This is a genomic window from Brevibacterium zhoupengii, assembly GCF_021117425.1.
Lineage (GTDB): Bacteria > Actinomycetota > Actinomycetes > Actinomycetales > Brevibacteriaceae > Brevibacterium > Brevibacterium zhoupengii.
Map to the genome: position 1 here is coordinate 2,557,057 of NZ_CP088298.1, position 25,618 is coordinate 2,582,674.

The following is a 25,618-nucleotide window of genomic DNA, read 5'->3' on the forward strand; positions in this document are numbered from 1 at the left end:
TCCGCTTCGTCACCAACGGCCCAATGAATTCTGAGCCATGACGAGGCCGGCTGCTCCGGCCGAGGACGAACGCAGGACCGTAGGGCCCAGGAGCACTGTTTCGGCGCCGATGGCCGACAGTGCCTCGAGCTCGGCGTCGCTGATGCCGCCTTCGGGTCCCACGACCAAAACGACGCGTTCCGATCCAGCCTCGGACCGTGACAGGGCCTGGGAGAGTTTCAGCTCGGCCGCCTCGTGGAGGACGTAGACGGTATCGCCATCGGACAGTGCCCCTGCCAAACCGGTGCCGCGGACAAGGTCGTGGCGCAGTGGGAAGCGAGAGCGTCGGGCCTGCAAGGACGCTGCCCGCAGGACGTTGTCCCATTTACCGGCGAGTTTGTCGCGCTTCTTCGCAGGCCAATCGGCGATCGAGCGTTCGGCGGCCCACGGGATCACCTCGTCGACTCCGATCTCTGTGGCGGCTTCGATCGCTTGCAGATCGCGGTCGGCCTTCGCCAGTGCCTGCACGAGGACCAACCGCGGTCGTACCACCTCGGCGTGGGTCACCGAAGCAACCTGAAGTCCCATTTCATTCGCCGAAGCGCTCGTGACGGTGCCGCGCACGCGAGTGCCGGATCCGTCGACGACTTCAAGCTCATCCCCGGGTCCGAGTCTGCGGACTCGGACCGCGTGCCCGGCCACATCCTCACCGAATGTGAGCACCTGACCGGCGGCCGCCTCGGCGACCTGGGAGGAGAAGAAGACGGGAAGACTCACCGACCGGCGAACTTCTCACGCATGCGGGAGAACATACCCCGGTTCTGGGTGGTGATCTGCGCGCGTGGAGTCTCCTCCTCGCGCAGCTTCGCCAACTGTGACAGCAGGTCCTTCTGCTCATCGTCGAGTTTGTCCGGTGTCATCACGTCGACCGTGATGAGGAGGTCGCCTCGGGTCTCCGAACGCAGACGGGTGGCGCCGAGTCCGGGAAGCTTGACGACGGTGCCGGACTGGATGCCGGCCTCGATTGAGAGATCCTGAGTGCCGTCGAAGGTATCGAACGGAATCGAGGCGCCGAGGGCGGCCGCGGTCATCGGCACCGAGACGGAGGCGCGCAGGTTGTCACCGTCGCGCTGGAAGACTTCGTGGCGGGTCACCATGACCTCGACGAAGAGATCGCCGGCAGGTCCACCACCGGGTCCTACTTCGCCCTGGGAGGAGAGCTGGATGCGCGTTCCGTCGGAGACTCCGGCGGGGATGCGGATCTTCATGGTCCGCTGCTTGCGGACGCGGCCGTCTCCCTGGCAGTTGAGGCAGGGGTTGGGAATGACAGTGCCGTAGCCGTGGCAGGAGTTGCACGTCTGGTTGGTCACCATCTGGCCCAGCAGTGTCCGGGTCATACGCTGGACGCTGCCAGCTCCGTGGCACAGGGTGCAGGTCTCAACCGATGTGCCCTGCTGTGTTCCGGCACCCGAGCAGGTGTCACAGACGACAGCTGTGGCGACGTCGAGGTCGATGTTGCCGCCGAATGCTGCGGTTTCGAGGTCGATGTTGACTCCCACGAGCGCGTCCTTGCCACGCTGCGTGCGCGGCATCGGGCCACCGGCCGAGCCGGCCCCTCCGCCGAAGAAGGTTTCGAAGATGTCTCCGAAGCCGCCGAAGCCGCCACCGCCGGCAGGGAAGCCCTGACCGTTCTCGCCGCCGCCCATGTCATAGTTGCGGCGCTTCTCCGAGTCGGAGAGAACGTCGTAGGCGAGGGAAATGGCTTTGAACTCGTCCTCGTGGCCGGGGTTCACATCGGGGTGATACTTCCGGGCCAGCTTTCGGTAGGACGATTTGATTTCAGCCGCCGAAGCGTCTTTGGACACTCCGAGTGTTTCATAGTGATCGGCCACAGAAACTTCTCTCTCCCTGGTGGTGTGCGTTGTTCGCGTTGTCGTGCCTGTTCGCAGTGTGGTGCTTGTTCGAGCTGTGCTGTGCGCTGTCGGATCGGTTCATCTAGCTCTGATCGAGGACAGAGGAGACGTACTTCGCCACGGCTCGCACAGCGGTGATCGTCGTCGGATAGTCCATCCGGGTCGGCCCGAGCACAGCCAATCGCGCGGAGGAACCCGCGTCATGACCATATTCGGCGGCCACGAGGGATGTCGAGCTGAATGACTCGTGAGTATTCTCACGACCGATCCGAACGCTGATCTCCTCTTGGTCCTCGGCCATCGATGTCAGCAGCTTGAGCAGTACGACCTGCTCTTCGAATGCCTCGAGGATCGGTGCCATCTTCTCACCGAACTCCCGCCCGGAGCGAGCCAGGTTCGCTGTGCCTGCCATGATGATGCGCTCTTCACGCGTGGCGATGACAAGATCTGTGACGGCGGCTCGCACCTGAGTCAGAGCCGCGGCGAGCTCGGCGCCGACTGAGTTGGCTCCCGCGAGGGGTTCTGTCTCGGTGCCCTCAGCGGCCTGACCCGTAGTGCTGGGGGTAACCGTGCTCATCACCTTTGAGAGTTTCTGGCCGGAGAATTCGGTGTTGACCTCATCGCGGATTCCGCGCAGTGATTCATCGTCAATGAATCCCGGTGTGATCACGATCTTCTGTTCGACCTGACCGGCATCGGTGATGAGGACGACGAGGATGCGGTTGGGGCCCAGACCCACGACCTCGATGTGCTTGATCGTGGCGCGAGAGACCGTCGGGTACTGGATCAGTGCCACCTGGTGCGTCAGACCAGAGAGGACTCGCACCGTACGGTCGAGCATGTCATCGAGGTCGCCGTTGCCGTCGATGAGCTGGAAGATCGCACGCCGCTCAGCCTGGGTCAGCGGCTTGAAGTCGTCGATGCGGTCAACGAACATCCGGTAGCCCAGGTCGGTTGGGATCCGACCGGCGGAGGTATGGGGCTGCGCGATGTAGCCCTCCTGCTCGAGGTGAGCCATGTCGTTGCGGATCGTGGCTGGTGAGACTCCGAGCGTGTGGCGCTGAACGATGGCCTTCGACCCGACGGGCTCATTGGTGGCGACGAAGTCTTCGACGATCGCACGCAGAACCTGTGCTCGTCTGCTGTCGTTCATTCGTCCCTCCTTGAGTTCGGCGCTGCATTTGGCACTCATCTGCTTTGAGTGCCAATTCTACGCCTCTTGCAGTTCGAATTCACTTTCGCCCCTGTCCCAGCGGGTCATCGCCCATCGCACCGTGTCCTTGATTAGGGTGGTTGACCGTGAATACCTTTGATCGCTATGGGCCCGATGTGCTGGCAGGTTCCTCACCTTCCTCGCACCGACCCAAGAAGTCCACCCCTGTCGAGCTCGCACTCGGAATGGTCCTCGAAGACGCCATGAGCGGATATGTCGGTGCCGTCGTCGGCGCCGAGAAGACCACTGCCGGCGTCGTCGTCAATCTTGAGGACCGGGCCGGCAAGGTCCGCGCGTTCCCACTGGGGCCCGGCTTCCTGCTCGAGGGCAAGCCCGTCGACGTCAAACTCCCGGCTAAGAAGAAATCTGCCCCCGGTCGAACGGCCTCAGGATCGCGGGCAGTCGGCAATGCCCGGGCCCGAGTGGCTCGCGGATCGCGCATCTGGGTCGAGGGCAAACATGATGCTGAACTGGTGGAGAAGATCTGGGGTGACGATCTGCGTATCGAGGGCGTCGTCGTCGAACCATTGGGCGGCTTGGATGACGTCGCTGACAAACTCGCCGCCTTCGGCCCAGACAAGGACCACCGCGTCGGGGTTCTCGCTGACCATCTGGTCTCTGGCACCAAAGAGTCCAAGATCGCCGATGCGGTGCGTGCCGATCCTCGCTATCGCGATGTCGTCCACATCATCGGACACCCCTATGTCGACATCTGGCAGGCGGTCAAGCCTCATGTCGTGGGCATCAGGGAATGGCCGGTCGTCCCTCGAGGCGAGGACTGGAAGACGGGAATCCTGAAGCGCATCGGCTGGCCCCACGCCGATCACCGGGACGTGGCACGGGGCTGGGTGCGCATTCTGGGTAAGGTCGGCACCATCGCCGACGTCGAGCCCACGCTCTCCGGTCGGGTCGAGGAGCTCATCGACTTCGTGACAGTTGGGTGAGGCCCCGTTCGGACACGACACCGGGACGGGTAGAACGCAGGTCGGTTGAGGCCCTGGGGAGTTTGTGATCGATCTGGTACACGATTCGGGCTTTCCCCCATTCGGCGCCAGAGCATTTCCGATAGTGTGAATGACCAGAAGCTCTGAAAGGACCCGCATGTCTTATAACCCCCAGCAGCCCAACAACGGCTCTGACCAGTCGCGTCCCATGCCACCGAACTATTCTCAGGCCTCTGGACCCCAGCAGCCCTACAGTCAGCAGAACCAGAACTATGGTTCCCAGCAGCCGAATCCCGCTCCGCAGACCTACGGTTCACAGCAGGGCCAGGCGGCTCAGCCCAGCTACGGTTCGCAGCAGCAGGGTTATGCCTCGCAGCAGCAACAGCCCGGCTACGGATCACAGCAGGCATACAGCGGCCAGCAGCAGTCCGGGCAACAGCAAGCGTATGGCCAGGGACAGCAGCAATATGCCCAGCAGCCCTATGGGCAGCAGGCGTACAGCTACGGACCAGGACAACCGGTCGGAAATCCGGCGCTGTTCGACTCACGGATGCTCCCGGAGAATGCCTACGGCCCCGGTTCCGAGATGTTCTGGCAGGCCAGCGAGAACGACAGAACCACAGTTCTCTGGACACACCTCGGGTCGATCATCGTCGGGTTCCTGCCCCTGATCATGTTCCTCATAAAGAAGGACGAATCGCCCTACGTGCGTGAACATTCGCGGCAGGGCCTCAACGCCATGATCACGAACTACATCGCCACGTTCGCGGCCGTCATGGTGTTCATGGTCATCGGCTTCCTCCTCGCGATCGTCACCTTCGGACTCGGGTTCTTCGTCTATTTCCTGGCTTTCCTCGTCCCGCTCCTCTACACGGTGCTCTACATCATCGCCGCTGTAGCCGGGAGCAAGGGAGAGGGCTATCAGTTCCCACTCGTGATCAACTTCGTGAAGTGATCAGGTCTGCCCCATGAGCTGAGCGTCGTTTCAGCATCAAGAAGCCGCTGCCATCGATTGCGATGACAGCGGCTTCTTCATGTTCAGCTCAGTTCGCTGAGCGTCAGTTCAGTCCACGTAGTCGGTGAGGATGCGAACCATGTAGTCCGCCATCAGCCGTCCCTGCAGCGTGGGTTCGAAGCGGCCTTCGTCCACGGCATCACCGTTGAGCAGTCCCTGCTTCACAAAGCCGCGGATCGCTCGCTCGCTGCCTGCTCCCAACGAGTCCAGCGACAGTTCCGAATCGATGCGGGCTGCGAGCATGATCCGTTCGATCTCCTGAGTCGACTCGTCGAGGGCCTCGCGGCCGATGGCAGGTGACTCACCTGCCAGGAGTCGATCGGACCAGGCGCGGGGATGTTTGGCGTTCCAGAACCGCACTCCCCCGATATGCGAATGGGCTCCGGGTCCGAAGCCCCACCAATCGGCATTTCGCCAGTAGGCCATGTTGTGGTCGCAGCGGGTCTCAGCTGAGGTTGACCAGTTGCTGACCTCGTACCAATGCAGACCAGCCGCCGCCATAGCCGCATCGGCGATCTCATACTTATCGGCCAGGTCGTCTTCGTCGGGCATCGGCAGTTCGCCACGGCGGACCATGGCGCCCATCTTGGTGCCGGGTTCGACGATGAGCGAATAGGCGGAGATGTGGTCGACGTCGTTGCTCAGAGCCACCTCCAACGACCTGCGCCAATCGTCGATGGACTCCCCCGGTGTTCCGTAGATGAGGTCGAGGCTGAGTTCCAGACCGGCCTCTTTGATCCACCGAGCCACATCCGGAATCTTCTCCGGGTCATGAGTGCGATCGAGGGTGGCCAGCACATGGGGCACGGCCGACTGCATGCCCAAGGAGATTCTGGTGAACCCGGCGGCAGCCAGGGTCGCGATATAGGCCGGGTCCAGCGTGTCCGGGTTCGCTTCGGTCGTGACCTCGACATCGGGAGCCAGCCGATAACGGTCGCGGATGTCATCCATCACACCGGCCAGCACCTCGGCGGCCAACATCGTCGGGGTGCCGCCGCCGAAGAAGATCGTCGAGACCTCGCGGTCACCGGCTCCCGCCTCGGCGAGGACACGGGCCGAGAGGTCAAGCTCTCGGGCAAGATTGCTGCGGTAGTCGTCCCGGGAGGCTCCGGGGCCCAGATCTTCGGCCGTGTAGGTGTTGAAATCGCAGTAGCCGCAGCGGACTCGGCAATAGGGGACGTGAACGTAGAGGCTCAGGCCGCGAGCAGCCGCGCCGACCCCGGCCGACGCCGGCAACGTACCGTCGAGCGGTGGAGTCTCTCCAGTCGGTTGTGCCGGCACTTACTTCTTGGCGTCCTTCTTGGTCTCCGGCTCATCAGATGACAGGGCGGCGATGAAGGCCTCCTGTGGAACCTCGACGTTGCCGACCACCTTCATCCGCTTCTTGCCTTCCTTCTGCTTTTCAAGCAGCTTGCGCTTACGGCTGATGTCACCGCCGTAGCACTTGCTCAGCACGTCCTTGCGGATGGCGCGGATGGTCTCGCGAGCGATGATGCGCGAACCGATGGCGGCCTGGATCGGCACCTCGAACTGCTGGCGCGGGATCAGCTTGCGCAGCTTGCCGGCCATGAGCACACCGTAGGAGTAGGAGTTGTCGCGGTGGACGATCGCGGAGAAGGCGTCGACCTGATCACCGTGGAGCAGGATATCGACCTTGACCAGGTCCGCTGCGTCCTGACCGTCATCGGAGTAGTCGAGTGTCGCGTAGCCCTTGGTCTTCGACTTCAGCTGGTCGAAGAAGTCGAAGACGATCTCTGCCAGCGGCAGACGGTAGCGAATCTCGACCCGATCCGAGGACAGATAGTCCATCCCCTGCAGGCTGCCGCGACGTGTCTGGCACAGTTCCATGACCGCACCGATGTAGTCACTCGGGGTGAGGATCGTGGCCCGAACCATGGGTTCGCGGACCTCTTTGATCTTGCCCGTCGGATACTCGCTGGGGTTCGTGACCTCCATCTCCGATCCGTCTTCCAAAGTGACGTCGTAGATCACGCTGGGTGCGGTGGAGATGAGGTCGAGGTCGTATTCGCGTTCGAGCCGGTCGCGCAGTACCTCGAGGTGGAGGAGTCCGAGGAATCCGCAGCGGAAGCCGAAGCCCAGCGCCGTCGAGGTCTCCGGCTCGTAGGCCAGAGAAGCGTCGTTGAGTTTGAGCTTGTCGAGGGCATCGCGCAGGACCGGGTAGTCCGATCCGTCGATTGGGAACAGCCCGGAGTACACCATGGGCTTGGGTTCTTTGTAGCCGTCGAGCGCCTGCGTGGCCGGAGCGGAATTCAAAGTGACAGTATCGCCGACCTTGGACAGGCGCACGTCCTTGACTCCGGTGATGAGGTAGCCGACCTCGCCGACGCCGAGGCCCTTCGTGGCCTTCGGTTCCGGGGAGGAGACACCGATCTCGAGGAGTTCGTGGGTGCTGCCGGTCGACATCATCGTCAGCTTCTCACGCGGGTGCAGGGCACCGTCGATGAGGCGCACGTACGTCACAACACCCCGGTAGGTGTCGTAGACGGAGTCGAAGATCATGGCTCGCGCCGGGGCATCGGCATCGCCGACGGGTGCAGGAATGTCGGAGATGATGCGGTCGAGGACCGCGTCGACGCCTTCGCCGGTCTTGCCGGACACCAACAGGCAGTCCTCCGGTTCGCAGCCGATGAGGTTGGCGAGCTCTTCCGCGTACTTCTCGGGCTGGGCTGCAGGGAGGTCGATCTTGTTGAGGACGGGAATGATCGCGAGATCGTTCTCCATCGCCATGTAGAGGTTCGCCAGCGTCTGGGCTTCGATGCCCTGTGCTGCGTCGACGAGGAGGAGCGCACCTTCGCAGGCGGCCAGGGATCTGGAGACCTCATAGCTGAAGTCGACGTGTCCCGGAGTGTCGATCATGTTCAGAGCGAACGGGGTGTCGTCGTTCTCCCAGGCCATGCGCACGGCCTGGGACTTGATCGTGATTCCGCGTTCGCGTTCGATGTCCATCCGGTCGAGGTACTGGGCACGCATATCACGCGGCTGAACCGCACCGGTGACCTGGAGCATCCTGTCGGCCAGGGTCGATTTGCCGTGGTCGATGTGAGCGATGATGCAGAAATTGCGGATCAACTCGGGTGATGTAGCGGACGGAGAAATCCGTTCGAGTGCTTGTGGCTTCACCTGAGGTGACATGAACGCCCTTCCTTCGACAGACCAGAATCTCCATTGTTCCATGGGTTGTGCATCAGACTGGAATCCTCCGCACCCCGGATGGTGCTCTCCTCTGCTTCGTGAAGCCACAGGCAGAGCCGCGCTGATGCCTACCCCCGAGCCGCGACGAGGCCACACGAACTCGTTGAGAATCCGGGTCCTGATCTCACACATTCGCCGCTGATCGGCGAAGATTGTGCCATGAGCGATTTCTCGATCATGACCTTCAATCTCAGATATCCCGCTCTCGACGGGCATCCTGTGGCCACACGTCTGCCGATCGCCGCCGAGCTCATCACGCAGGCTCACCCTCACATCATCGGCACCCAGGAGGGCGAACTCGACCAGCTCGAGACTCTCATCAGCCTGCTTCCCGAGGAGTACATCTGGCTGGGTGAGGGGCATTCGGGCGGCAACTCCGGGGAATTCACCGCAGTCATCTACGATTCGTCCCGTTTCGATGTCGACAGGGTCGACATCAGCTGGCTGTCCGAACAGCCGGAGACAGTCGCCTCCGAGTCCTGGGGCGTCTCCCATGCCCGGACCCTGACGGTCGTGGACTTCCGTGACCTGGTGACCAGGCAGCCCCTGCGCCTGCTCAACACCCACCTTGACCACAGATCAGAAGAGGCTCGTCTCGAGTCGGGCAAGATCATGGCCGGCCACCTCGCCGAGGTGGCCGGACCTTGCGTGGTCACCGGAGATTTCAATGTCGCCACCGGATCCCCCGTGTACGACTATTTCTGCACCGAGGTGGGACTCACCGACACCGGGGCAGTTGTCCCGGGTGAGAACATCGGCACCTTCCATCGCTACAAGGGACCGCAGGACGGCGACCCTCGCATCGATTGGATCCTGACCTCATCGGACCTGCAGACCGTGTCGACCCGGATCAATACCTTCTCAGCTGGTGGCGAATATCCCTCCGACCATTTTCCGGTCGAAGCGGTTCTGCGCTACGTCGATTAGGATCAGTGCACATGAGTTGGAAATCACTGGTCAGTCGCGTTGTCAGGATCGGCGTCAGAGAAGGCGTCAAATACTACAAAGATTCACAGAGGAAGAAGTCGGGTTCGCAGGGTTCGAGTCCCCGCCCCAGCGGTCCCCCTCAGGGTGATGGACGGTCGTCGGGATCCACCTCGGCGAAGGGTGGCGACTACCCCGGTGACTACCGCGGCGCGGTCAACGTCTCCTATGCACCCGATCTCGACGGCGACGCCGATCCGGGTGAAGTCGTCTGGGGGTGGATCCCCTTCGAAGAGGACCACAGCCAGGGCAAGGATCGCCCGTCTTTGGTTGTGGGCAAGGACGGACGGTGGGTACTAGCACTCATGCTCACCAGCAAGGACCACATTCCAGGTGGCGTCGGGGAGGTCCGCGAGGACCGCCATGCCAGGTGGATGAACATCGGCAGCGGAGATTGGGACTCACAGGGCAGGCCCTCTGAGATCCGCCTCGACCGTGTGATCCGGCTCGATCCGCAGACCATCCGCCGAGAAGGCTCGGTCATGCCCCGAGAGATCTTCGAACAGGTCGCGAACAACGTCAACGCGGGCTGAGTCGAATCCCGGGCACCGACAATTTCTGCTTGGCAGGTTCAGCCTGTATCGTTGGCAGAGTATCTTCATCAATGGCGTGTGTCTCGTCTAGGTCGGGTGAAGATGCCATCAGATTCGATATCGTCGATGTGTTTCCCCGCGGAGATGAGTATGTCGATCAGATGTGCCCTCACGACCATGTTCCACTAACACGAAAGAGTGTTGAAATTGGCTAATATCAAGTCACAGATCAAGCGGATTGAAACCAACGAGAAGGCTCGCCAGCGCAACAAGGCTGTGCGGTCCGAGGTTCGGTCACACGTCCGCGTCGTCCGCGAGAACATTGCTGCCGGCAAGAAGGACGAAGCACAGCAGGCTTATGCTGTTGCCGCCCGGAAGCTCGACAAGGCTGTTTCGAAGGGTGTTCTGCACAAGAACAACGCTGCGAACCGCAAGTCGCGCATGGCCACGCAGATCAACGCTCTCTGAGTCGATCACTGAGGCTATAGCTTCGAGGGGCCCGATCCGTTTGGATCGGGCCCCTCATCTATTCACCGTTGAGTTCAGCGTTGGCGAGCCAGCCGGCAGACCTCGGAGACGAACCATTCGACGGCATAGACCGGGTCACGGCCGCCGCCTTTGACTGCCTCGTCGGCCTCAGCCGCCGCAATCAACGACTGTCCCAGTGCCACTTCGTTCCACCTGCGCACCTCTCGACGGGCCCGGTCGACCTGCCACGGAGCCATCTTCAGCTCCGCTGCCAGTTCACCGCTCGATCCCGAGAAGCCCTGCACCTTGGCCATCCCCCGCAGCTTCATCGCAACGGCGGCCACCAGTGGAACCGGATCCGAGCCAGTCGACAGGGCGTGACGCAGCAGGCTCAGTGCACTCTTCGCATCTCCCCCGACCGCAGCATCGGCGACCTTGAAGCCGGTGGCTTCCACGCGACCGCCGTAGTACTGATCGACGATCTGCGCGGTGATGGTGCCGTCCGTGTCCTCGATGAGCTGTTCGACTCCGGCGTTGAGTTCGGACAGATCAGCTCCGAGCGCAGACATGAGCGCTGCCATTCCGGATTCGTCGATCTGCCTCTTCGCGGCCTTGAACCGGCTCTGGGCGAACTTGGCCCGGTCGCTCTCATTCTTCAGTGCCGCCGCATCGACCCGCGGGAACCCGTTGGCCTCGATCTTCTTGACCAGTTTGGCGCCGCGATTGCCGCCTCCGTGAAGGAGCAGGACGACAGCATCATCATTGGGCTCATCGAGGTAGGCGAGCGCATCGGCCAGAAACGCCTCCGAGCACTTCTCAACGCTGTCGACGATGATGAGCTTCGCGGTGGAGAACAAGGAGGGCGAGGCGGCCATGAGCAGCTCTCCACCCTGATATCCGGCGGCGTCGAATTCCACCTCTTCCGGGTCCTTCTTCCGTGCGGCAGCCACGATCCGGTCCTTGGCCATACGGATGAGCACCGGCTCATTCCCGGAGATCATCACAACGGGCGCGGGCTTCGCGGAACTCCACGGAATCAGGGTCTTCTTCACTGCCATGGGCCAAGCCTATCGTCAGCCGTGGACACGATGTGCAACGGTCACAGGTGTCTCCTCGATGGGTTCATTGCTCGTCCCCGTGACAGTCTCGTGCGGTGCTGTACTTCGCGTGTGCGTAGACGGCGACTGTGCCGCAGCGGTCGGTGCGCAGGACGGGGACCGGACCGAATGCTCGTTGGGCTCGTGGGGTGGGATGTCCGTAGCTGTTCTCGCCCACGGAAATGACTCCCAGGCGAGCGCCTGCGGCCGTGAAGAAGTCCTCTGCCAGGTCCGAGGAGCCGTGGTGGGGTGCGATGAGCAGATCAACGGGTTCCAGGCTCTGAGCGAGAACGAACTGTTCGTCTTCGCCGATGTCGCCGGGGACGAGGAAGCTCAGCCCCTCAAGTTCGACCCGCAGGACCAGGGAGTCTTCATTGCGCATCTTCGTCCCCACTGTCTCTTCGCCTACGTCTGCCTCCTCATCCCTCCCTGTCCCTGCGGTCTCTCGGGCTGGCGGCCAGAGCACCTCGATTTGGGCCCCAGGGGCGTCGAGGCTGCGTCCGCGTGTTGTCGGGACCACCTCGGCGCCGGTGTCTGCGACGACACCGCGGACGTCTGCTCCCCCACTGACGTTGCTGGAGACCCAGAGACGATGGAGGGTCCGTGACCACGTGGTTCCGGCATACCCCGCGCTGTGGTCGGCGTCGAAGTGGGAGATGACGAGGTCGAAGTCCTCGATCCCACCCTCGTCGAGGCACACGTCGACGGGCTTCGGGTCCTTGCCCGTGTCCACGACGAGCCCTGCGCCCTCGCCGAGGTTGATCAGCGTTGCCGAGCCCTGACCCACATCGCAGATCATGACCAGCCAGTCATCGGCCGGTGGCTTCGTCCTGCCGACGACGATGATCAGCGCCGTCAGGCAGATGCAGACGACGACGGTGGGGATCCCCCACACTCTTCGGCGCACCAACATCCATAGGCCCGCGGCCAACAGGATGAGGAGTCCGAGCGCTGCCAGTGTCCCCACGGGAGGTTTCGGCCAGTCCAGTGCTGCCCCCGGCAGTCCGGCACAGACCCTGGCCACGGCGACGATCCACCAGGCGCACAGGGAGCCGAGCCAGGCGGGAACCTGTGCACACCACAGCAGGCCGGGAATGCCGAGGAGCCCGAGTCCCCCGCACACCAGCGACACGAACCCCAGAACGGTGGCCGGCAGGACAGCAGGCGCGGCGAGCGCGTTCGCCGCCACCGACCACAGACCGATCCGCGGGTCGATCGCCACGAGCACCGGGGTACAGGCCAGCTGAGCAACCAGGGGCACAATGAGTGCACTGATGACGATCGTGGGAACCATGGACAGGTGCAGGCTCAGACGCCGCAGAAGGATCGGAACGACGAAGAGGATCGCGGCAGTGGAGACGACGGAGAGGACGAACCCCACAGAGGTTGCCAGCACGGGGACGAGACTGAGCAGGATGCACACGGTTGAGCTCATCACTGCCACAGGTGAGATTCCTCCCCCACGCAGGAACACGAGCGCGACAGCGATCGCCATACCCGCAGCGCGGATGGCACTGGGCTCGAAGCCCACAACGAAGACATATCCCACGCAGGTGAGCACCCCGACGCCCACCCGTGTCCGGGGGCCAGCCCGGCACAGGCCAGCAAGCAGTCCGGCGCCGAGGCTGACGATCGTGACATTGCTGCCGGAGACAGCCGAGATGTGCGTCAGGGACACAACGCGCATATCGTCTTCCATCCGCGCGTCCTGGGGCTCAGTATCACCGACCACGAGACCCGGCAGCAGCGCACCTCCGCTGTGCCCCGAGGCCAGCGAATCGTGGCGCAGCTGGAGGCGCAGATCTGCCCGCCACTGCCATAGTCCGTTGGGTGCGCCGATGATGTGAGCGTCCTCGTTGCTGATGCGGATGTCATCGAGGGCTTCGGTGCGCAGTGACACGTGCGCACCGTCGGGTGGCGCCGAGGGGCTGAGCACCTCGGTGATCCCAGTCGACGTCAGCACGGTCAGCCGTGACCAGCCCGAGTCACCCGGCTGGCTGTGCCCGACCGCGATGCCCTCCATCTCGATGGCCTCATCACGCCCCTGTGCAGACACGAGCATCGTGGTCTGCACTGTGAACAGACACGCGAAGACGATGAGGAGCACGCCGAGGTGGTGGTGCTTGCGCAGGCAGAGGAACCCGAGACAGGCGAGGGGTGGGACAGCGAAGAGCGCCCAGAGACCGGGTGCTGCCAAGGCGGTGATCCACAGACTCAGCGCACAGATGAGCAGGCGGAAGGACCCGGGCCAAACCTGCGCAGCGCCGCGCACCCACCCGAACGCGGCCTGCAGCCGCTCTTTCGCGCCTTCGGCCCTACCCGACGATGACAAGGTCTTTGAGACTTTCGAAGGTCTTGGGTCCGATCCCTGGGACCAGCAGCAGGTCGTCGACGGTGGCGAAGGGCTGTTCCTCACGGTGGGCGATGATCGCCTCAGCGGTGACCGGTCCTACTCCCGGCAATGTCTCCAGGGTGGTGAGGTCAGCGGTGTTGAGATTGACGGCGGTAGCCGAATTCGGATTTGCGGACGCACTGCCTGAGGTAGCTGAGCCTTCTGAGGTTCCGGAGCTGCCTGCGCTGCCGGAGCCGCGGTCCTGTCCAGTGCTGCCTCCTGCGCCCTGTTCTGCGTTCCCTGCTGCGTTCGTGCCAGCACCGTCTGCTTCGGACGCGGCCGATGCGGGGCCCTCACCGCGCATGGGAATGTGGACCTGCTCGCCGTCTTGGAGGACTCGAGCGAGATTGATCGCCTCCGCATCCGCTTCGCTCTTCAGGCCACCAGCTGCCTCAACTGCGTCTTGGACTCGGGCACCGGGGGCCAAGACCACCACGGCGGGGCGCTGCACCGCTCCGGTGACGTGAACGATGACATCGCCGGACTCGGTGCTCGGGGCTGCAGAAGCAGCATCGCCTTCTGCCGGGCCACTGGGCTGAGCGTGGTCCGAATCGGACCGCTCTCTGGCCCCGTCGCCTGAGCCGGTGCCCGATGCATCTTGGGACGTCGACCCGTGCTCGTCGGCAGTGCCCACCCGGTCTCCGGAAGCTGCGTGCTGTGGGGCCGGACGAAAGAGGAGGAAGGCGATGACGAGCACAGCAATGGTCACGACTGCCAGAGCTACGAGGATGGGCAGTCGCACTCGGCGCGGCTCTACCGGCTCGTCCTCTCCTTCGCTGTCGCTGCCGAAGACGTCTCCTGGTACCCAGCCGCCGCGCTCGGCACTGGAGTTGATGAGGCCTGCGAAGCGATCATCGGGAGAGACAGCCATGTCGACAAGCTATGGTCGGTGATCACGAGGGCACCAGGCCCAGATTGCTGCCTGTGGACACCGTTTGCCCATCCACAGGTCACAGGCACAGGAGTCGGCCCGACATTCACAAGTCGGCAACCGCGAGTGGACTGGACCGGTTCAGGGTCGTCTTTGAACCGTGATTCCGATCGTGCCGGACCCGACGTGGGCGGTGATGATGGCCGAGAGAGTCCGAAATGTCGTCGGCAGGCCACTGGCTTCGATCTTCTCGCGCAGTGCAACCACATCAGGGTGGGAGGGCTCACCGTCTGCGTGCTGGATCTCCACGTACACGTCCTGCTCGTCTGAGGCGATCTCTGCCGCGGCCTCCCCTGCCAACACGGCCATACGCTCAAGTGCCTTCGTGCGGGTGCGAACCCGAGCCACGGGTGCCACCACGCCGGCATTGAGCCCGAGGACCGGGACGATCTGCAGTGCCCTACCCAGGAGCGAGGACGCAGCGCCGATGCGACCGCCTCGGCGCAGGTGCTCCAAGGTTGCTGGGGCGAACGCGGTACGGGTCTCGGCTGCGCACCAATCGGCGACTGTGCCGGCAATCGATGCCACGTCATGCCCCTGTGAGATTCCGGCGGCCGCGATCGACACTGCCCCGGCCAGCCCCGCCGAGGTGGTCCGGGAGTCGACGACGTTGATCAGCAGGTCCTCGTTCTCAGCTGCCGCGACGGCGGAATCCCGGGTCCCGGAGAGCTCGCCCGACATGGTCACAGCGATGATCGCCTCAGCACCATGGTCGATCAATGTCGAATAGGCGTTGGTGAACTGGGCGGGGGTGGCCATGGACGTCGAAACCTCAGTACCCTCATCCATCTTCCGGCACAGGTCCCCAGCGTCCAGCTCGCCGTCGGTGAAGGCGACACCGCCGACGAGAACCGTCAGGGGAACGACGGCGAAGAGGTCACCGGTGACTTCACGCAGCGCGGCCCCCTCGGAGGCAGAGAGCTGTGCGGTCGAATCGGTGACCAGGCCGATTCTCATGGACGGCCCAGCGCCCGATATGTCCAGCCTGCCGAGCGCCATACCTCTGGGGTGAGCACATTCCGACCGTCGATGAGGACCTTGCCAGCCACCAGCGAGGCCGTGGCCACGGGATCAAGGTTCCGATACTCCTGCCATTCTGTGAGCAGCAGCACCGCATCGGCACCGTCCAGAGCCTGCGAAGCATCTGCGACATAGTTGAGTTCAGGGAACGTCTTCGCGGCATTGTCGATCGCCTGTGGGTCGGTCACCGTCACCACGCCGCCCTGGGTTGCGATCAGGCGTGCCACGGCCAGAGCAGGCGAATCACGCACATCATCGCTGTTGGGCTTGAATGCAGCACCGAGCACCGTGATCTTCTTCCCGATGAACGACCCGTCAAGGGTGTCCCGGGCGATGTCGACGATGCGCACACGACGCCGCATGTTGATCGAGTCGATCTCACGGAGGAATGCCACTGCCTGATCGGCACCCAGTTCACCGGCCCGCGCCATGAAGGCACGAATGTCCTTGGGCAGGCATCCGCCGCCGAACCCGAGTCCGGCGTTGAGGAACTTTCGGCCGATGCGATCATCCATTCCGATCGCATCTGCCAGTTGAGTCACATCCGCGCCCGAGGCCTCGCACAGCTCGGCCATCGCGTTGATGAACGAGATCTTCGTGGCTAGGAATGAGTTTGCCGCGGTCTTGACCAGTTCGGCCGTCGCGAAGTCCGTGACCAGCCGCGGTGTCTGCTCCTCGAGCATCGACGCATAGACCTCATCAAGGTTCGCTGTGGCTCGTTCACCGGCTTCGCCCTCGGCAACTCCGTAGACCAGACGGTTCGGGTGCAGGGTGTCCTCGACAGCATGGCCCTCGCGCAGGAACTCGGGGTTCCACATCAGGCTCGCCCCAGATGGAGCGAGGATCGCGGCCAGACGCTCAGCGGTGCCGACTGGAACGGTGGACTTGCCCACAACCACAGACGTCGAAGTCAGATGCGGAACCAACGAATTCACCGCGGCATCGACATAGGTGACATCGGCGGCGAACTCTCCTGGCTTCTGCGGAGTCCCGACACACACGAAGTGCATCTGCGAGTCCGCGACACGCGAGACGTCGGTGGTGAACTCGAGGCTGCCGAGATCCTGACCTTTCACCAGCAATTCACTCAGGCCCGGTTCGAAGAAGGGCGGCCGGCCGGAGGTCAGCGCCGCAACCTTATCTGCGTCGACATCCACACCGACGACCTCGTGTCCCAGTGTCGCCATGGCCGCCGCGTGTACTGCGCCCAGATATCCGCATCCGATGACTGAAATCTTCAACCCGTGTTCTCCCTGCTTCGTCCCAGCATTTCAGCCACACTATATGCCACTAGGTTCCACGATATCTGCAGGTTGAAACAGTACCCTTGGAAATGTGAAGCGTTTCTTGGATTTCCTGACCAACTCCCCCGCCGCGGTGACGTTCGCGGTGCTCAGCGTGCTGGGCATCGTGGCCTTCGCCATTCCCGGTCTGCACCCGTTCGCCTGGATCATCGGCCTCATTCTGTGCCTGGGCGTCATCGCTGCCCTCCTCCTCTTCCACGGTGAGTGGCGGCGTGCGCAGGTGCAGATCGATTCGCTGCGCCAACTGCTCAGCACCGAGCGCGGACGTCTCGACACACTGGGGCTCACCCCTGTCGACGAAGAGGTCACTGCGCTGCCCGACGAGGAGCGAGCACAGCGGATCCTTGGTCTGCTCCCGGACTCGGCCGGTTTGGTGCAGTCGCTGCGTCTTGATGCGACCTATGGATCTCTCGACGTCGACGAGCTCGAACCTCTGCACACGTTCAGGCAGGAATTCGCGAAGTCCAGCTTCGACAATCCTCGTTCGCACACCGCGTTCATGAATCTCTATCGGGCCGCCGAGGCCCTGTCGATCTGGGTCAATGAAGAGACCCGGCAACTCGCCGGTGATAAGTCGAAACGAGAGATCCGTCCCGGTGACTCCCGCAAGGGCGGATGGAGAGAGTACACGGAGGCACGCAGCCGCGGCGAGAGCCTCGGCGACCGGTTCGTCTCCGCCCGCTGGGAGTTCAACCAGACAGCTTTGGAGCTCGGGCTCGTCGCCTGAGTCGAACACGGCCGAAGATCGGGCGAACACTGCCGAGAAACACCGCTGGCGACGAACTCATATCGAGTTCGTCGCCAGCAGTGTATTCACCGTCATCGCCGCAATCGCCGAGGTGACGGTTCTGCGACAGCTAAGAGGTCAGTGGCGAATCCACCACGAATCGGTCGGAGCCACAGGGGTGCGACGCTTGTGCTCGGTGGCGCGGTACTTCTCAACGAGGATTGAGGCGGCCGCCTTGTCGATGTCTCTGCCCTCAAGGAAGTCATCGATCTGGTCGTAGCTGAGTCCCAGTGATGACTCATCGGTCTGGCCCGGTGCATCATCGAGCAGATCCGCTGTCGGAACCTTCCGCACGAGATGCTCTGGGGCGCCGAGGTGGTCGAGCAGTGCACGGCCCTGTCGTTTGTTCAGCCCGGCCAGCGGCACCACATCGGCGGCACCGTCACCGAATTTGGTGAAGAAGCCGGTGACAGCCTCGGCGGCATGATCGGTGCCTGCGACGAGGAGTCGTTTCTCCCCTGCCAATTCGAACTGTGCGATCATCCGCATCCGAGCCTTGACGTTGCCCTTGCCGAAATCGGTGATGGCTTCTCCGACAGCGGTCTTGTATTCCGCTGCGGCCGCGTCCGTGGCTGATCCGATGTTGATGACGAGTTCATGATCGGCGCGGATGAAGTCCAATGCGTCCCGGGCATCACTCTCATCGGCCTGCACATGATGCGGCAAGCGGATCGCCCAGAATTCGGCGGCTGCCCCTCGCCGGCGCAGCTCCTCGACCGCCAACTGGCACAGGCGTCCGGCCAGGGTCGAATCCTGTCCGCCGCTGATGCCCAAGGTGAGGCCCCTGACGCCGGTGGTCAGGATGTAGTCGGCGAGGAATTCGACCCGTCGGGCGATCTCCGTCGCAGGATCGATTGTCGGTCTCACACCCAGTGCGTGTCGGATCTGATCCCGAGTAGCTTCCATTGACATATGTGTTTTCAACCCTTCCGGGCAGACGCCGTATCTCAGGCGTCGGGGACGATATTGACCAGTTTGGGCGCACGCACGATGACCTTGCGCACTCCGGCCCCGTCGAGCGCTTTGAGCGCATTCGGTGATTCCAGTGCCAGCTTCTCCAGTTCCTGGGCCGAGATGTCGGGGTCGACCTCCAGTCGTGCCCGCACCTTGCCCTTGACCTGGACGACACAGGTGACCTGGTCGGCGACCAGATGCTGCGGGTCGACCTCGGGGAAGGACGCATAGGTCAGCGTCGAAGTGTGTCCCAGCTTCGCCCACAGCTCTTCGGCCAGGTGCGGCGCGAACGGCGAGAGCATGATGGTCAGCGGCTCGAGCACGTCGGCTGTAGCTCCACCCTGCTTCGTCGCGTGATTCGTGAGCACGATGAGCTTCGAGATCGCGGTGTTGAAACGCAGGTGGTCCATGTCTTCACGGACACCGTCGATGACCTGGTGGAGGACCTTGAGAGTTTCGGAGTCAGCTGCACCGGCCTTGATCACAGACTCGCCCGTGGTTTCGTCCACGAAGAGACGCCACACGCGCTGCAGGAACCTCTGCGCACCGACGACGGCGCGCGTCTCCCAGGGACGAGCCTGTTCGATGGGGCCCATCGACATCTCATACACGCGGAAGGTGTCGGCACCATAGGCGTCGTACATCTCATCGGGCGAGACGGAGTTCTTCAGCGACTTGCCGATCTTGCCGTACTCACGGTTGACCTGCTCGCCGTCATACCAGAACGTGGACTCACCGTTGTCAGCGACGGTCTCCTCCACCTCGGCGGCGGGAACGTAGACGCCGCGCGCATCGGTGTAGGCATAGGCCTGGATATAGCCCTGGTTGACCAGTCGGTGGAACGGCTCCGAGGAGGAGACATGCCCCAGGTCGAACAGGATCTTGTGCCAGAACCTGGAGTAGAGCAGGTGCAGCACCGAATGCTCGGCACCGCCGACGTAGAGGTCGGCTCCGCCGCGCGGCTTGGACTCGCGGGGTCCCAGCCAGTACTGCTCGTTCTCCGGATCGACCAGGCGTTCGGAGTTGTGCGGATCGGCGTAGCGCAGCTGATACCAGGAGGATCCTGCCCAGTTGGGCATCGTGTTCGTCTCGCGGTAGTACTTCTGCGGCCCGTCACCCAGGTCGAGTTCGACCTCGACCCAGTCCCGGTTGCGACCCAGGGCCGGTTCCGGTTGGCTGTCGGCGTCATCGGCTGCGAAGGTCCGCGGAGCGAATTCGTCGACCTCCGGCAGTTCAACGGGCAGCATGGAGTCTGGCAGCGCGATGGGCGTCCCGGCCTCGTTGTAGACGATCGGGAACGGTTCGCCCCAGTAGCGCTGGCGTGAGAACAGCCAATCCCGCAACCGGTACTGGGTCGATTCCGTGGCCAGACCTTGGTCTGCCAGCCACGCGGTGATCTTCGCCTTGGCCGCCTCAACTTCGAGACCGTTGATGTCGATCTCGTCATTGGCTGAGTTGATCATGACGCCGGTGCCGGTGAACGGAGTGTCTTCGTCATGGTCGGCAGGCGGCTGCACGGTGCGCACATAGGGCAGCCCGAAGGACTTCGCGAAGTCCCAGTCCCGGGCATCTTCGGCAGGCACGGCCATGATCGCACCGGTGCCGTATCCCATCAGCACGTAGTCGGCGATGAAGATCGGGATCTGGTCACCGGTTGCGGGGTTGACCGCGAATGAACCAGTGAAGATGCCGGTCTTGTCCTTGCTCTGCTGACGATCCGCGTCGGTCTTGGCCGCCGCATGACGCTGGTAGGCGGAGATCGCCTCGGCGGGGGTGGATTCTCCACCGCGCCAGCCTTCGGGAGTCTGCTCGTCCCACTGTGCCGCGGTCAGCTGCTCCACCTGCGGATGTTCGGGGCTGAGCACGAGGTAGGTGGCACCGAACAGGGTGTCGGGTCGGGTCGTGTAGACCTCGACCTGAGTCTCCGAGGCGGCCACCGGCAGTCGCAGCAGGGCACCCTTTGACCGGCCGATCCAGTTGGTCTGCATGCTGCGTACCGCGCTCGGCCAGTCCAGCGAGTCCAGATCGTCGATGAGACGGTCGGCATAGGCTGTGATGCGCATGTTCCACTGCCGCAGGCGACGAGTGTAGACGGGGAAGTTGCCGCGTTCGGACAGCCCCTCGGCGGTGACCTCTTCGTTTGCGAGCACGGTGCCCAGCCCGGGGCACCAATTGACCGGTGATTCCGAGACGTAGGCCAGGCGGTAACCCTGCAGGACGTCCTCCTGCTCGGCGGGGCTCAGCTGAGCCCAAGGACGACCATCGGGTGTCTGCCGGGTGCCCTGGGCGAACTGGTCGATCAGAGTCTCGATCGGTCGCGCCGCACCGCGTGAGTTCTCACCTGCGGTACTTGCCTCCGGGTCGTACCAGGAGTTGAAGATCTGCAGGAAGATCCACTGGGTCCACCGAACGAAGTCGTCGTCAGTGGTCGCGAAGCTGCGGCGGGCATCGTGGGCCAGGCCCAGACGTCGCAGCTGTCGGGTCATGTTGGTGATGTTGGCATCGGTGGTGATGCGCGGGTGCTGCCCGGTCTGGACGGCGTAGAGATCGGCGGGCAGGCCGAAGGCGTCGTAGGACAGTGCGTGCATGACGTTGTGCCCGCGCATCCGCTGATACCGCCCGTAGACATCCGTGCCCAGATATCCCAGAGGATGGCCGACATGCAGCCCCGCCCCTGAGGGGTAGGGGAACATGTCCATGATGTAGAGGGACTCACGCTCGCCGAGGTTCTTAGGCGGACCGTAGCTGGAGTCGACGTCCTGCAGACCGAGACCTGCACCAGCCTGGCTGAGATCACCGGTGGGATTCGGCGCGTGGAATGTTCCCGCCTGTTCCCATGTGTGCTGCCATGACTTCTCGATCTTTTCGGCCAGCCCCGCGTCGTAGCGGAAACCGGTCTCTTCAGGGTTCGTCGTCATTACCTTCCTTCACTGAATGGACGTGAGCGGGTTTCGACCATCGTACTCTGAACAATCCCCGCTTCGGCTTGACTAGACTGGCGGAGAGAGCCGCGATGAGGGTTTGAGCTGCAAAACGTGAGCGATTTCACCTCACAGCCCAGGACCAGTAGTATGACCGGGCAGTAACTTATGCCCCAAAGGAGAGCTCATGAGCCCAGCGACAATGCCCCAATCGACCACTCCAGTTGTCGGCTTCAAGGTCGATACGACGTCATCGACAACCGATATCTTCCTCGCGAAGGCTGCCGAAGACCCGAACCTGCCGCTGCTTGCCAAACCGGTTGAGAGCGGCTGGGACGAAGTCAGCGCCGGAGAGTTCCTCACCCAGGTCCGAACCGCGGCCAAAGGGCTCATCGCCTCCGGTGTGGAGGTCGGAGACCGGATCGCCATCTTCGGCCCCACCTCCTTCGAATGGACCCTCAGCGACTATGCCGTGTGGTTCGCCGGTGGAATCTCGGTGCCGTTCTACGACACCTCTTCGGAGGCTCAGCTTGCCTGGATGATCAAAGACGCCGCGGTCGGTCGCGGTCTCGTCAGCACCCGTGAGCATGCCGACCGAGTTGAAGCCGCCGCAGCCGCTGCCGGAGTTGCTGCCCCACAGCTGTGGATCTGGGACCAGGGTGCCTTCTCTGAGCTCGAAACCACCGGACGACAGATCAGCGATGACGCCCTCGAGGCCGCACGCTCACAGGTCACCGGCGACTCGGTTGCCACCCTCATCTACACCTCCGGCACCACAGGCAAGCCCAAGGGCTGCGTCCTCACACATGGGAACTTCGTCCAGACCGTGCAGGCTGCCCAGGAGCAGATTCCCGAGATCTTCTCCCACGGCATGCGCGCCCTGCTGTTCCTGCCTCAGGCACACGTCTTCGCCCGCTTCATCGAAGTCCTCTCGGTCAGCTCAGGTGCCTTGTTGGCCCACCAGTCCGATCTGACGAAGCTCACAGACGCACTCGGCAGCTTCCGCCCCTCGTTCATCCTCGGAGTCCCACGAGTCTTCGAGAAGGTCTTCAACTCCGCATTGGCCACGGCCGAGTCCGGCGGCAAGGAGAAGATCTTCCGTCAGGCGGAACGGGTCGCGGTCGCCTACTCCAAGGCCATGGATGCCGAGAAGATCCCCGTCTCGCTCAAGCTCCAGCATGCACTCTTCGACAAGCTCGTGTATTCGAAGCTCCGTACGGTCATGGGCAACAACGTCAGCGCTGCAGTCTCCGGTGGCGGCCCCCTCGGCGCCCACCTCGGCCACTTCTTCCGGGGCGTCGGCCTCGTCGTCCTCGAAGGATACGGTCTCACGGAGACGACAGCCCCGATCACCGTGAACGTGCCCGAGAAGGCCAAGATCGGCACCGTCGGCGTCCCCCTGCCCGGTGTGAGCGTGGCCATCGCCCCTGACGGTGAGATCCTCGCCAAGGGCGTCCCAGTCTTCCGCGAGTACTGGAACAACCAGGAGGCCACCGACAAGGAGTTCCACGACGGCTGGTTCTCCACCGGCGATCTCGGTTCACTCGACGAAGACGGATATCTCACGATCAGCGGCCGTAAGAAGGAGATCATCGTCACCTCGAGCGGGAAGAACATCGCACCGGCGCCACTTGAGGATGCCCTGCGTCGCCACCCCCTCATCGGCCAGCCGGTCGTCGTCGGCGATAACCGCAAGTACATCTCAGCGCTGATCTTCCTCGACTCGGAGATGCTGCCCACCTGGCTGAAGAACAACGGTCTGCCTGAGATGGATCTGCGTCAGGCAGCGGACGACGAAACAGTGCGAGCCGCCATCGACAAGGCAGTCGAGACCGTCAACAGAACGGTGTCACGGGCCGAAGGAATCAAGAAGTTCACCATCCTTCCCGTCGAGCTATCCGAAGACAACGGCTACCTGTCGGCGAAGCAGTCGGTCAAGCGCCACCTCGTCGGCAAGGACTTCGCAGCAGACATCGACGGACTCTATGCCGACTGACCTCGCTGCGGTGGGCTGACTCCGTACCGGCTGACTGCATTAGGCGGCCGGAAGTAGGCTGGGACTGTGCGTGAAGAACGAGGCACTTTCCGAAGGAGATGACGATGTCCGATGACAGCAGCCAGATGAACAGCTATGTGGCCAAGGGTGAGGCATTCGACCGGGACACGAATTACATCGAGGACCGGATCCTTGCCGACCCCAGCTCCCAGTGGCCGGTCGAGCCGGGTCGATACCGACTCATCGCCGCGCGAGCCTGCCCGTGGGCGAACCGAACGATCATCGTCCGCAGGCTGTTGGGACTTGAAGACGTCATCTCCATCGGCATGCCGGGACCCACACACGATGCACGGTCGTGGACCTTCGACCTCGATCCCGGCGGCGTCGACCCGGTGCTGGGCATCGAGCGCCTGCAGCAGGCGTTCTTTGCCCGGTTCCCGGACTACCCGCGCGGAATCACGGTTCCTGCCATGGTCGACATCGCCAGCGACGCAGTCGTGACCAACGATTTCCCACAGATCACCGAAGATTTCTCCTCACAGTGGAAGCAGTTTCACCGTGCCGGTGCCCCGGATCTCTGGCCCGAGGAGTCTCGGGAGGAGATGGAGAAGGTCATGCGCCTGATCTACACCGAGATCAACAACGGCGTCTACCGCTGCGGGTTCGCGGGGTCCCAGGAAGCCTATGAGGCGGCCTTCGACCGTCTGTTCACAGCCCTGGACACCGTCGAAGAACGCCTGAGCCATTCCCGGTATCTCATGGGAGGCTCCATCACCGAGGCGGATGTCCGTCTCTTCACCACCCTGGTTCGCTTCGACCCGGTCTACTTCGGACATTTCAAGTGCAACCGCCAGACCCTGCGCGATTTCGAGAATCTCTGGGGCTATGCCCGCGACCTCTACCAGACGCCGGGCTTCGGCGACACCGTGGACTTCACCCAGATCAAACAGCACTACTACATCGTCCACGTCGACGTGAACCCGACGCAGATCGTCCCCAAGGGCCCTGATCTCTCCGGCTGGCTCTCGCCTCACGGCCGGGAGAAGCTGGGCGGCTCGCCCTTCGGTGAGGGCACCGCGCCCGGGCCGGTGCGCGCCGGTGAGGAAGTTCCTGAGGAACACACCGCAGCGGCCTGGCTGTGATGGCTTCAGCTGCGAACTGAAACGAGCCGAAGGCTCAGCCCCCGTTCGGGTCGGCTGGGCCTTCGGTGTCTTCAGCAGCATCGGTTCGATCCGCGGCCTTGGCTCGTGTGCGTTTGCGGACCTTGAGCACGATCCACACCACGACGAAGACGACCACAGCAACGATGACCAGAGTCTGGAAGTAACCGGCGTAGGTCTCCACGACCGACCAGTTCTCACCGAGGTAGAAGCCGGCGACGATGAGAATGGTGTTCCAGATCGCACTGCCGGCCGTCGTCAGCACCAGGAACTTGATGATCGACATGTTCCGCATCCCCGCGGGAATGGAGATCAGAGACCGGAAGATCGGAACCATCCGACCGAAGAACACGGCCTTGTCGCCGTGTTTGTCGAACCAGCCGACCGTCTTGTGCACATCGTCGACATCGACGAGCGGCATCTTCACCGCGATGCGAGAGATGCGCTCAAGACCGATCCATTTGCCCAGGGCCCACAGGATGACCGCGCCGACGACGGAACCCACGGTCGCGAAGATGATCGCCACGACGATGTTCATGCTTCCCTGGCTGGAGGTGAAGCCTGCCAGCGGCAGCACCAGCTCACTGGGAATCGGTGGGAAGATGTTGTCCAAGAACACCAAGAACCCGACGCCGAGGGGACCCAGCGCCTCCATGAGCCTCACCGCCCAGCCGGAGAAGCCGCTGAGATTCTCCGCCGCTGAGGAGCCAGCAGCGAGCAGCAGATCGGTGGACGGGACAGTCGAAAATGAAGTCGGCATGCTCAAAAGTCTAGATTAGAGGCGCGGCCCACCC

General features: G+C 63.1%; 21 protein-coding genes. 8 read left to right on the forward strand and 13 right to left on the reverse strand.

What is annotated here, in order from left to right:
- Positions 1 to 9: 9 nt before the first annotated feature.
- The 3 genes from LQ788_RS11725 to hrcA form a co-directional block, all read right to left on the reverse strand.
- Positions 10 to 756, reverse strand: a complete 747-nt coding sequence (locus LQ788_RS11725) for a 16S rRNA (uracil(1498)-N(3))-methyltransferase (protein ID WP_231441171.1) — start codon at positions 754 to 756, stop codon at positions 10 to 12.
- Positions 753 to 1,871 (reverse strand): molecular chaperone DnaJ, encoded by a 1,119-nt coding sequence (gene dnaJ, locus LQ788_RS11730; RefSeq protein ID WP_231441173.1) that lies wholly within the window; start codon positions 1,869 to 1,871, stop codon positions 753 to 755. The genes LQ788_RS11725 and dnaJ overlap by 4 nt, the downstream gene beginning before the upstream one ends.
- 103 nt (positions 1,872 to 1,974) lie before the next feature.
- Positions 1,975 to 3,045 carry a heat-inducible transcriptional repressor HrcA gene (hrcA, locus tag LQ788_RS11735; protein WP_231441175.1) on the reverse strand — a complete coding sequence of 357 codons (1,071 nt, stop codon included), beginning with the start codon at positions 3,043 to 3,045 and terminating at the stop codon, positions 1,975 to 1,977.
- A 140-nt stretch (positions 3,046 to 3,185) separates the two neighbouring features.
- Between hrcA and LQ788_RS11740 the strand changes: the two genes are divergently transcribed.
- The gene (locus LQ788_RS11740) at positions 3,186 to 4,049 is read left to right on the forward strand and encodes a DUF3097 family protein (RefSeq protein ID WP_231441177.1); all 864 of its coding nucleotides are present in this window, start codon (positions 3,186 to 3,188) and stop codon (positions 4,047 to 4,049) included.
- A 157-nt stretch (positions 4,050 to 4,206) separates the two neighbouring features.
- Entirely contained in the window at positions 4,207 to 5,004 is a 798-nt protein-coding gene (locus tag LQ788_RS11745) for a DUF4870 domain-containing protein (protein ID WP_231441179.1), read from the forward strand.
- 108 nt (positions 5,005 to 5,112) lie between these two features.
- Here LQ788_RS11745 and hemW read toward each other — a convergent pair whose 3' ends face one another.
- Together hemW and lepA are read right to left on the reverse strand one after the other, a co-directional pair.
- Entirely contained in the window at positions 5,113 to 6,345 is a 1,233-nt protein-coding gene (hemW, locus tag LQ788_RS11750; protein WP_231441181.1) for a radical SAM family heme chaperone HemW, read from the reverse strand.
- Positions 6,346 to 8,217: a translation elongation factor 4 gene (lepA, locus tag LQ788_RS11755; RefSeq protein ID WP_231441184.1), complete on the reverse strand. Its 1,872-nt coding sequence runs from the start codon at positions 8,215 to 8,217 to the stop codon at positions 6,346 to 6,348.
- 219 nt (positions 8,218 to 8,436) lie between these two features.
- On the opposite strand from lepA, the gene LQ788_RS11760 reads away from it, so the two are divergent.
- From LQ788_RS11760 to rpsT, 3 genes are all read left to right on the forward strand, one after another.
- Positions 8,437 to 9,204, forward strand: coding sequence for an endonuclease/exonuclease/phosphatase family protein (locus LQ788_RS11760; RefSeq protein ID WP_231441186.1), 768 nt, complete (start codon positions 8,437 to 8,439; stop codon positions 9,202 to 9,204).
- Between the two features lie 11 nt (positions 9,205 to 9,215).
- Entirely contained in the window at positions 9,216 to 9,794 is a 579-nt protein-coding gene (locus tag LQ788_RS11765) for a type II toxin-antitoxin system PemK/MazF family toxin (RefSeq protein WP_231441188.1), read from the forward strand.
- A gap of 207 nt (positions 9,795 to 10,001) precedes the next feature.
- Positions 10,002 to 10,262, forward strand: a complete 261-nt coding sequence (rpsT, locus tag LQ788_RS11770) for a 30S ribosomal protein S20 (protein WP_009881477.1) — start codon at positions 10,002 to 10,004, stop codon at positions 10,260 to 10,262.
- Between the two features lie 74 nt (positions 10,263 to 10,336).
- On the opposite strand, the gene holA is transcribed toward rpsT, so the two are convergent.
- The 5 genes from holA to LQ788_RS11795 form a co-directional block, all read right to left on the reverse strand.
- Positions 10,337 to 11,320 (reverse strand): DNA polymerase III subunit delta, encoded by a 984-nt coding sequence (gene holA / locus LQ788_RS11775; protein ID WP_231441190.1) that lies wholly within the window; start codon positions 11,318 to 11,320, stop codon positions 10,337 to 10,339.
- Between the two features lie 64 nt (positions 11,321 to 11,384).
- On the reverse strand, positions 11,385 to 13,691 hold the full coding sequence (locus LQ788_RS11780; RefSeq protein ID WP_231441192.1) for a ComEC/Rec2 family competence protein: 2,307 nt from the start codon (positions 13,689 to 13,691) through the stop codon (positions 11,385 to 11,387).
- Entirely contained in the window at positions 13,675 to 14,622 is a 948-nt protein-coding gene (locus LQ788_RS11785; RefSeq protein WP_231441194.1) for a helix-hairpin-helix domain-containing protein, read from the reverse strand. Before LQ788_RS11785 ends, LQ788_RS11780 begins: the two co-directional genes overlap by 17 nt.
- Before the next feature lie 141 nt (positions 14,623 to 14,763).
- Complete coding sequence (locus tag LQ788_RS11790) at positions 14,764 to 15,639, reverse strand: DegV family protein (protein ID WP_231441196.1); 876 nt, start codon at positions 15,637 to 15,639, stop codon at positions 14,764 to 14,766.
- Positions 15,636 to 16,943 carry a UDP-glucose dehydrogenase family protein gene (locus LQ788_RS11795; RefSeq protein WP_231441197.1) on the reverse strand — a complete coding sequence of 436 codons (1,308 nt, stop codon included), beginning with the start codon at positions 16,941 to 16,943 and terminating at the stop codon, positions 15,636 to 15,638. Before LQ788_RS11795 ends, LQ788_RS11790 begins: the two co-directional genes overlap by 4 nt.
- Before the next feature lie 94 nt (positions 16,944 to 17,037).
- Here LQ788_RS11795 and LQ788_RS11800 point away from each other — a divergent pair, with 94 nt between their 5' ends.
- Complete coding sequence (locus LQ788_RS11800; RefSeq protein WP_231441199.1) at positions 17,038 to 17,733, forward strand: hypothetical protein; 696 nt, start codon at positions 17,038 to 17,040, stop codon at positions 17,731 to 17,733.
- Positions 17,734 to 17,871: 138 nt separating this feature from the next.
- Here LQ788_RS11800 and nadE read toward each other — a convergent pair whose 3' ends face one another.
- The gene (nadE, locus tag LQ788_RS11805; RefSeq protein WP_275901768.1) at positions 17,872 to 18,699 is read right to left on the reverse strand and encodes an ammonia-dependent NAD(+) synthetase; all 828 of its coding nucleotides are present in this window, start codon (positions 18,697 to 18,699) and stop codon (positions 17,872 to 17,874) included.
- A gap of 41 nt (positions 18,700 to 18,740) precedes the next feature.
- Entirely contained in the window at positions 18,741 to 21,665 is a 2,925-nt protein-coding gene (gene leuS, locus LQ788_RS11810) for a leucine--tRNA ligase (protein ID WP_231441203.1), read from the reverse strand.
- Positions 21,666 to 21,855: 190 nt separating this feature from the next.
- Between leuS and LQ788_RS11815 the strand changes: the two genes are divergently transcribed.
- Both LQ788_RS11815 and LQ788_RS11820 read left to right on the forward strand, forming a co-directional pair.
- Positions 21,856 to 23,664 carry an AMP-dependent synthetase/ligase gene (locus tag LQ788_RS11815; protein ID WP_231441205.1) on the forward strand — a complete coding sequence of 603 codons (1,809 nt, stop codon included), beginning with the start codon at positions 21,856 to 21,858 and terminating at the stop codon, positions 23,662 to 23,664.
- Between the two features lie 104 nt (positions 23,665 to 23,768).
- Positions 23,769 to 24,806: a glutathione S-transferase family protein gene (locus tag LQ788_RS11820; protein WP_231441207.1), complete on the forward strand. Its 1,038-nt coding sequence runs from the start codon at positions 23,769 to 23,771 to the stop codon at positions 24,804 to 24,806.
- A gap of 34 nt (positions 24,807 to 24,840) precedes the next feature.
- Here LQ788_RS11820 and LQ788_RS11825 read toward each other — a convergent pair whose 3' ends face one another.
- A complete protein-coding gene (locus LQ788_RS11825) occupies positions 24,841 to 25,584 on the reverse strand; it encodes a DedA family protein (protein ID WP_317207041.1) in 744 nt (247 codons plus the stop codon).
- Positions 25,585 to 25,618 lie beyond the last annotated feature (34 nt).

Coding starts and splice junctions, on each gene's coding strand:
- LQ788_RS11785 (WP_231441194.1), bottom strand. CDS start 14,622: ATGGCTGTCTCTCCCGATGATCGCTTCGCAGGCCTCATCAACTCCAGT.
- LQ788_RS11825 (WP_317207041.1), bottom strand. CDS start 25,584: ATGCCGACTTCATTTTCGACTGTCCCGTCCACCGATCTGCTGCTCGCT.
- hrcA (WP_231441175.1), bottom strand. CDS start 3,045: ATGAACGACAGCAGACGAGCACAGGTTCTGCGTGCGATCGTCGAAGAC.
- LQ788_RS11760 (WP_231441186.1), top strand. CDS start 8,437: ATGAGCGATTTCTCGATCATGACCTTCAATCTCAGATATCCCGCTCTC.
- LQ788_RS11790 (WP_231441196.1), bottom strand. CDS start 15,639: ATGAGAATCGGCCTGGTCACCGATTCGACCGCACAGCTCTCTGCCTCC.
- LQ788_RS11820 (WP_231441207.1), top strand. CDS start 23,769: ATGTCCGATGACAGCAGCCAGATGAACAGCTATGTGGCCAAGGGTGAG.
- LQ788_RS11745 (WP_231441179.1), top strand. CDS start 4,207: ATGTCTTATAACCCCCAGCAGCCCAACAACGGCTCTGACCAGTCGCGT.
- LQ788_RS11765 (WP_231441188.1), top strand. CDS start 9,216: ATGAGTTGGAAATCACTGGTCAGTCGCGTTGTCAGGATCGGCGTCAGA.
- lepA (WP_231441184.1), bottom strand. CDS start 8,217: ATGTCACCTCAGGTGAAGCCACAAGCACTCGAACGGATTTCTCCGTCC.
- leuS (WP_231441203.1), bottom strand. CDS start 21,665: ATGACGACGAACCCTGAAGAGACCGGTTTCCGCTACGACGCGGGGCTG.
- nadE (WP_275901768.1), bottom strand. CDS start 18,699: ATGGAAGCTACTCGGGATCAGATCCGACACGCACTGGGTGTGAGACCG.
- LQ788_RS11815 (WP_231441205.1), top strand. CDS start 21,856: ATGAGCCCAGCGACAATGCCCCAATCGACCACTCCAGTTGTCGGCTTC.
- holA (WP_231441190.1), bottom strand. CDS start 11,320: ATGGCAGTGAAGAAGACCCTGATTCCGTGGAGTTCCGCGAAGCCCGCG.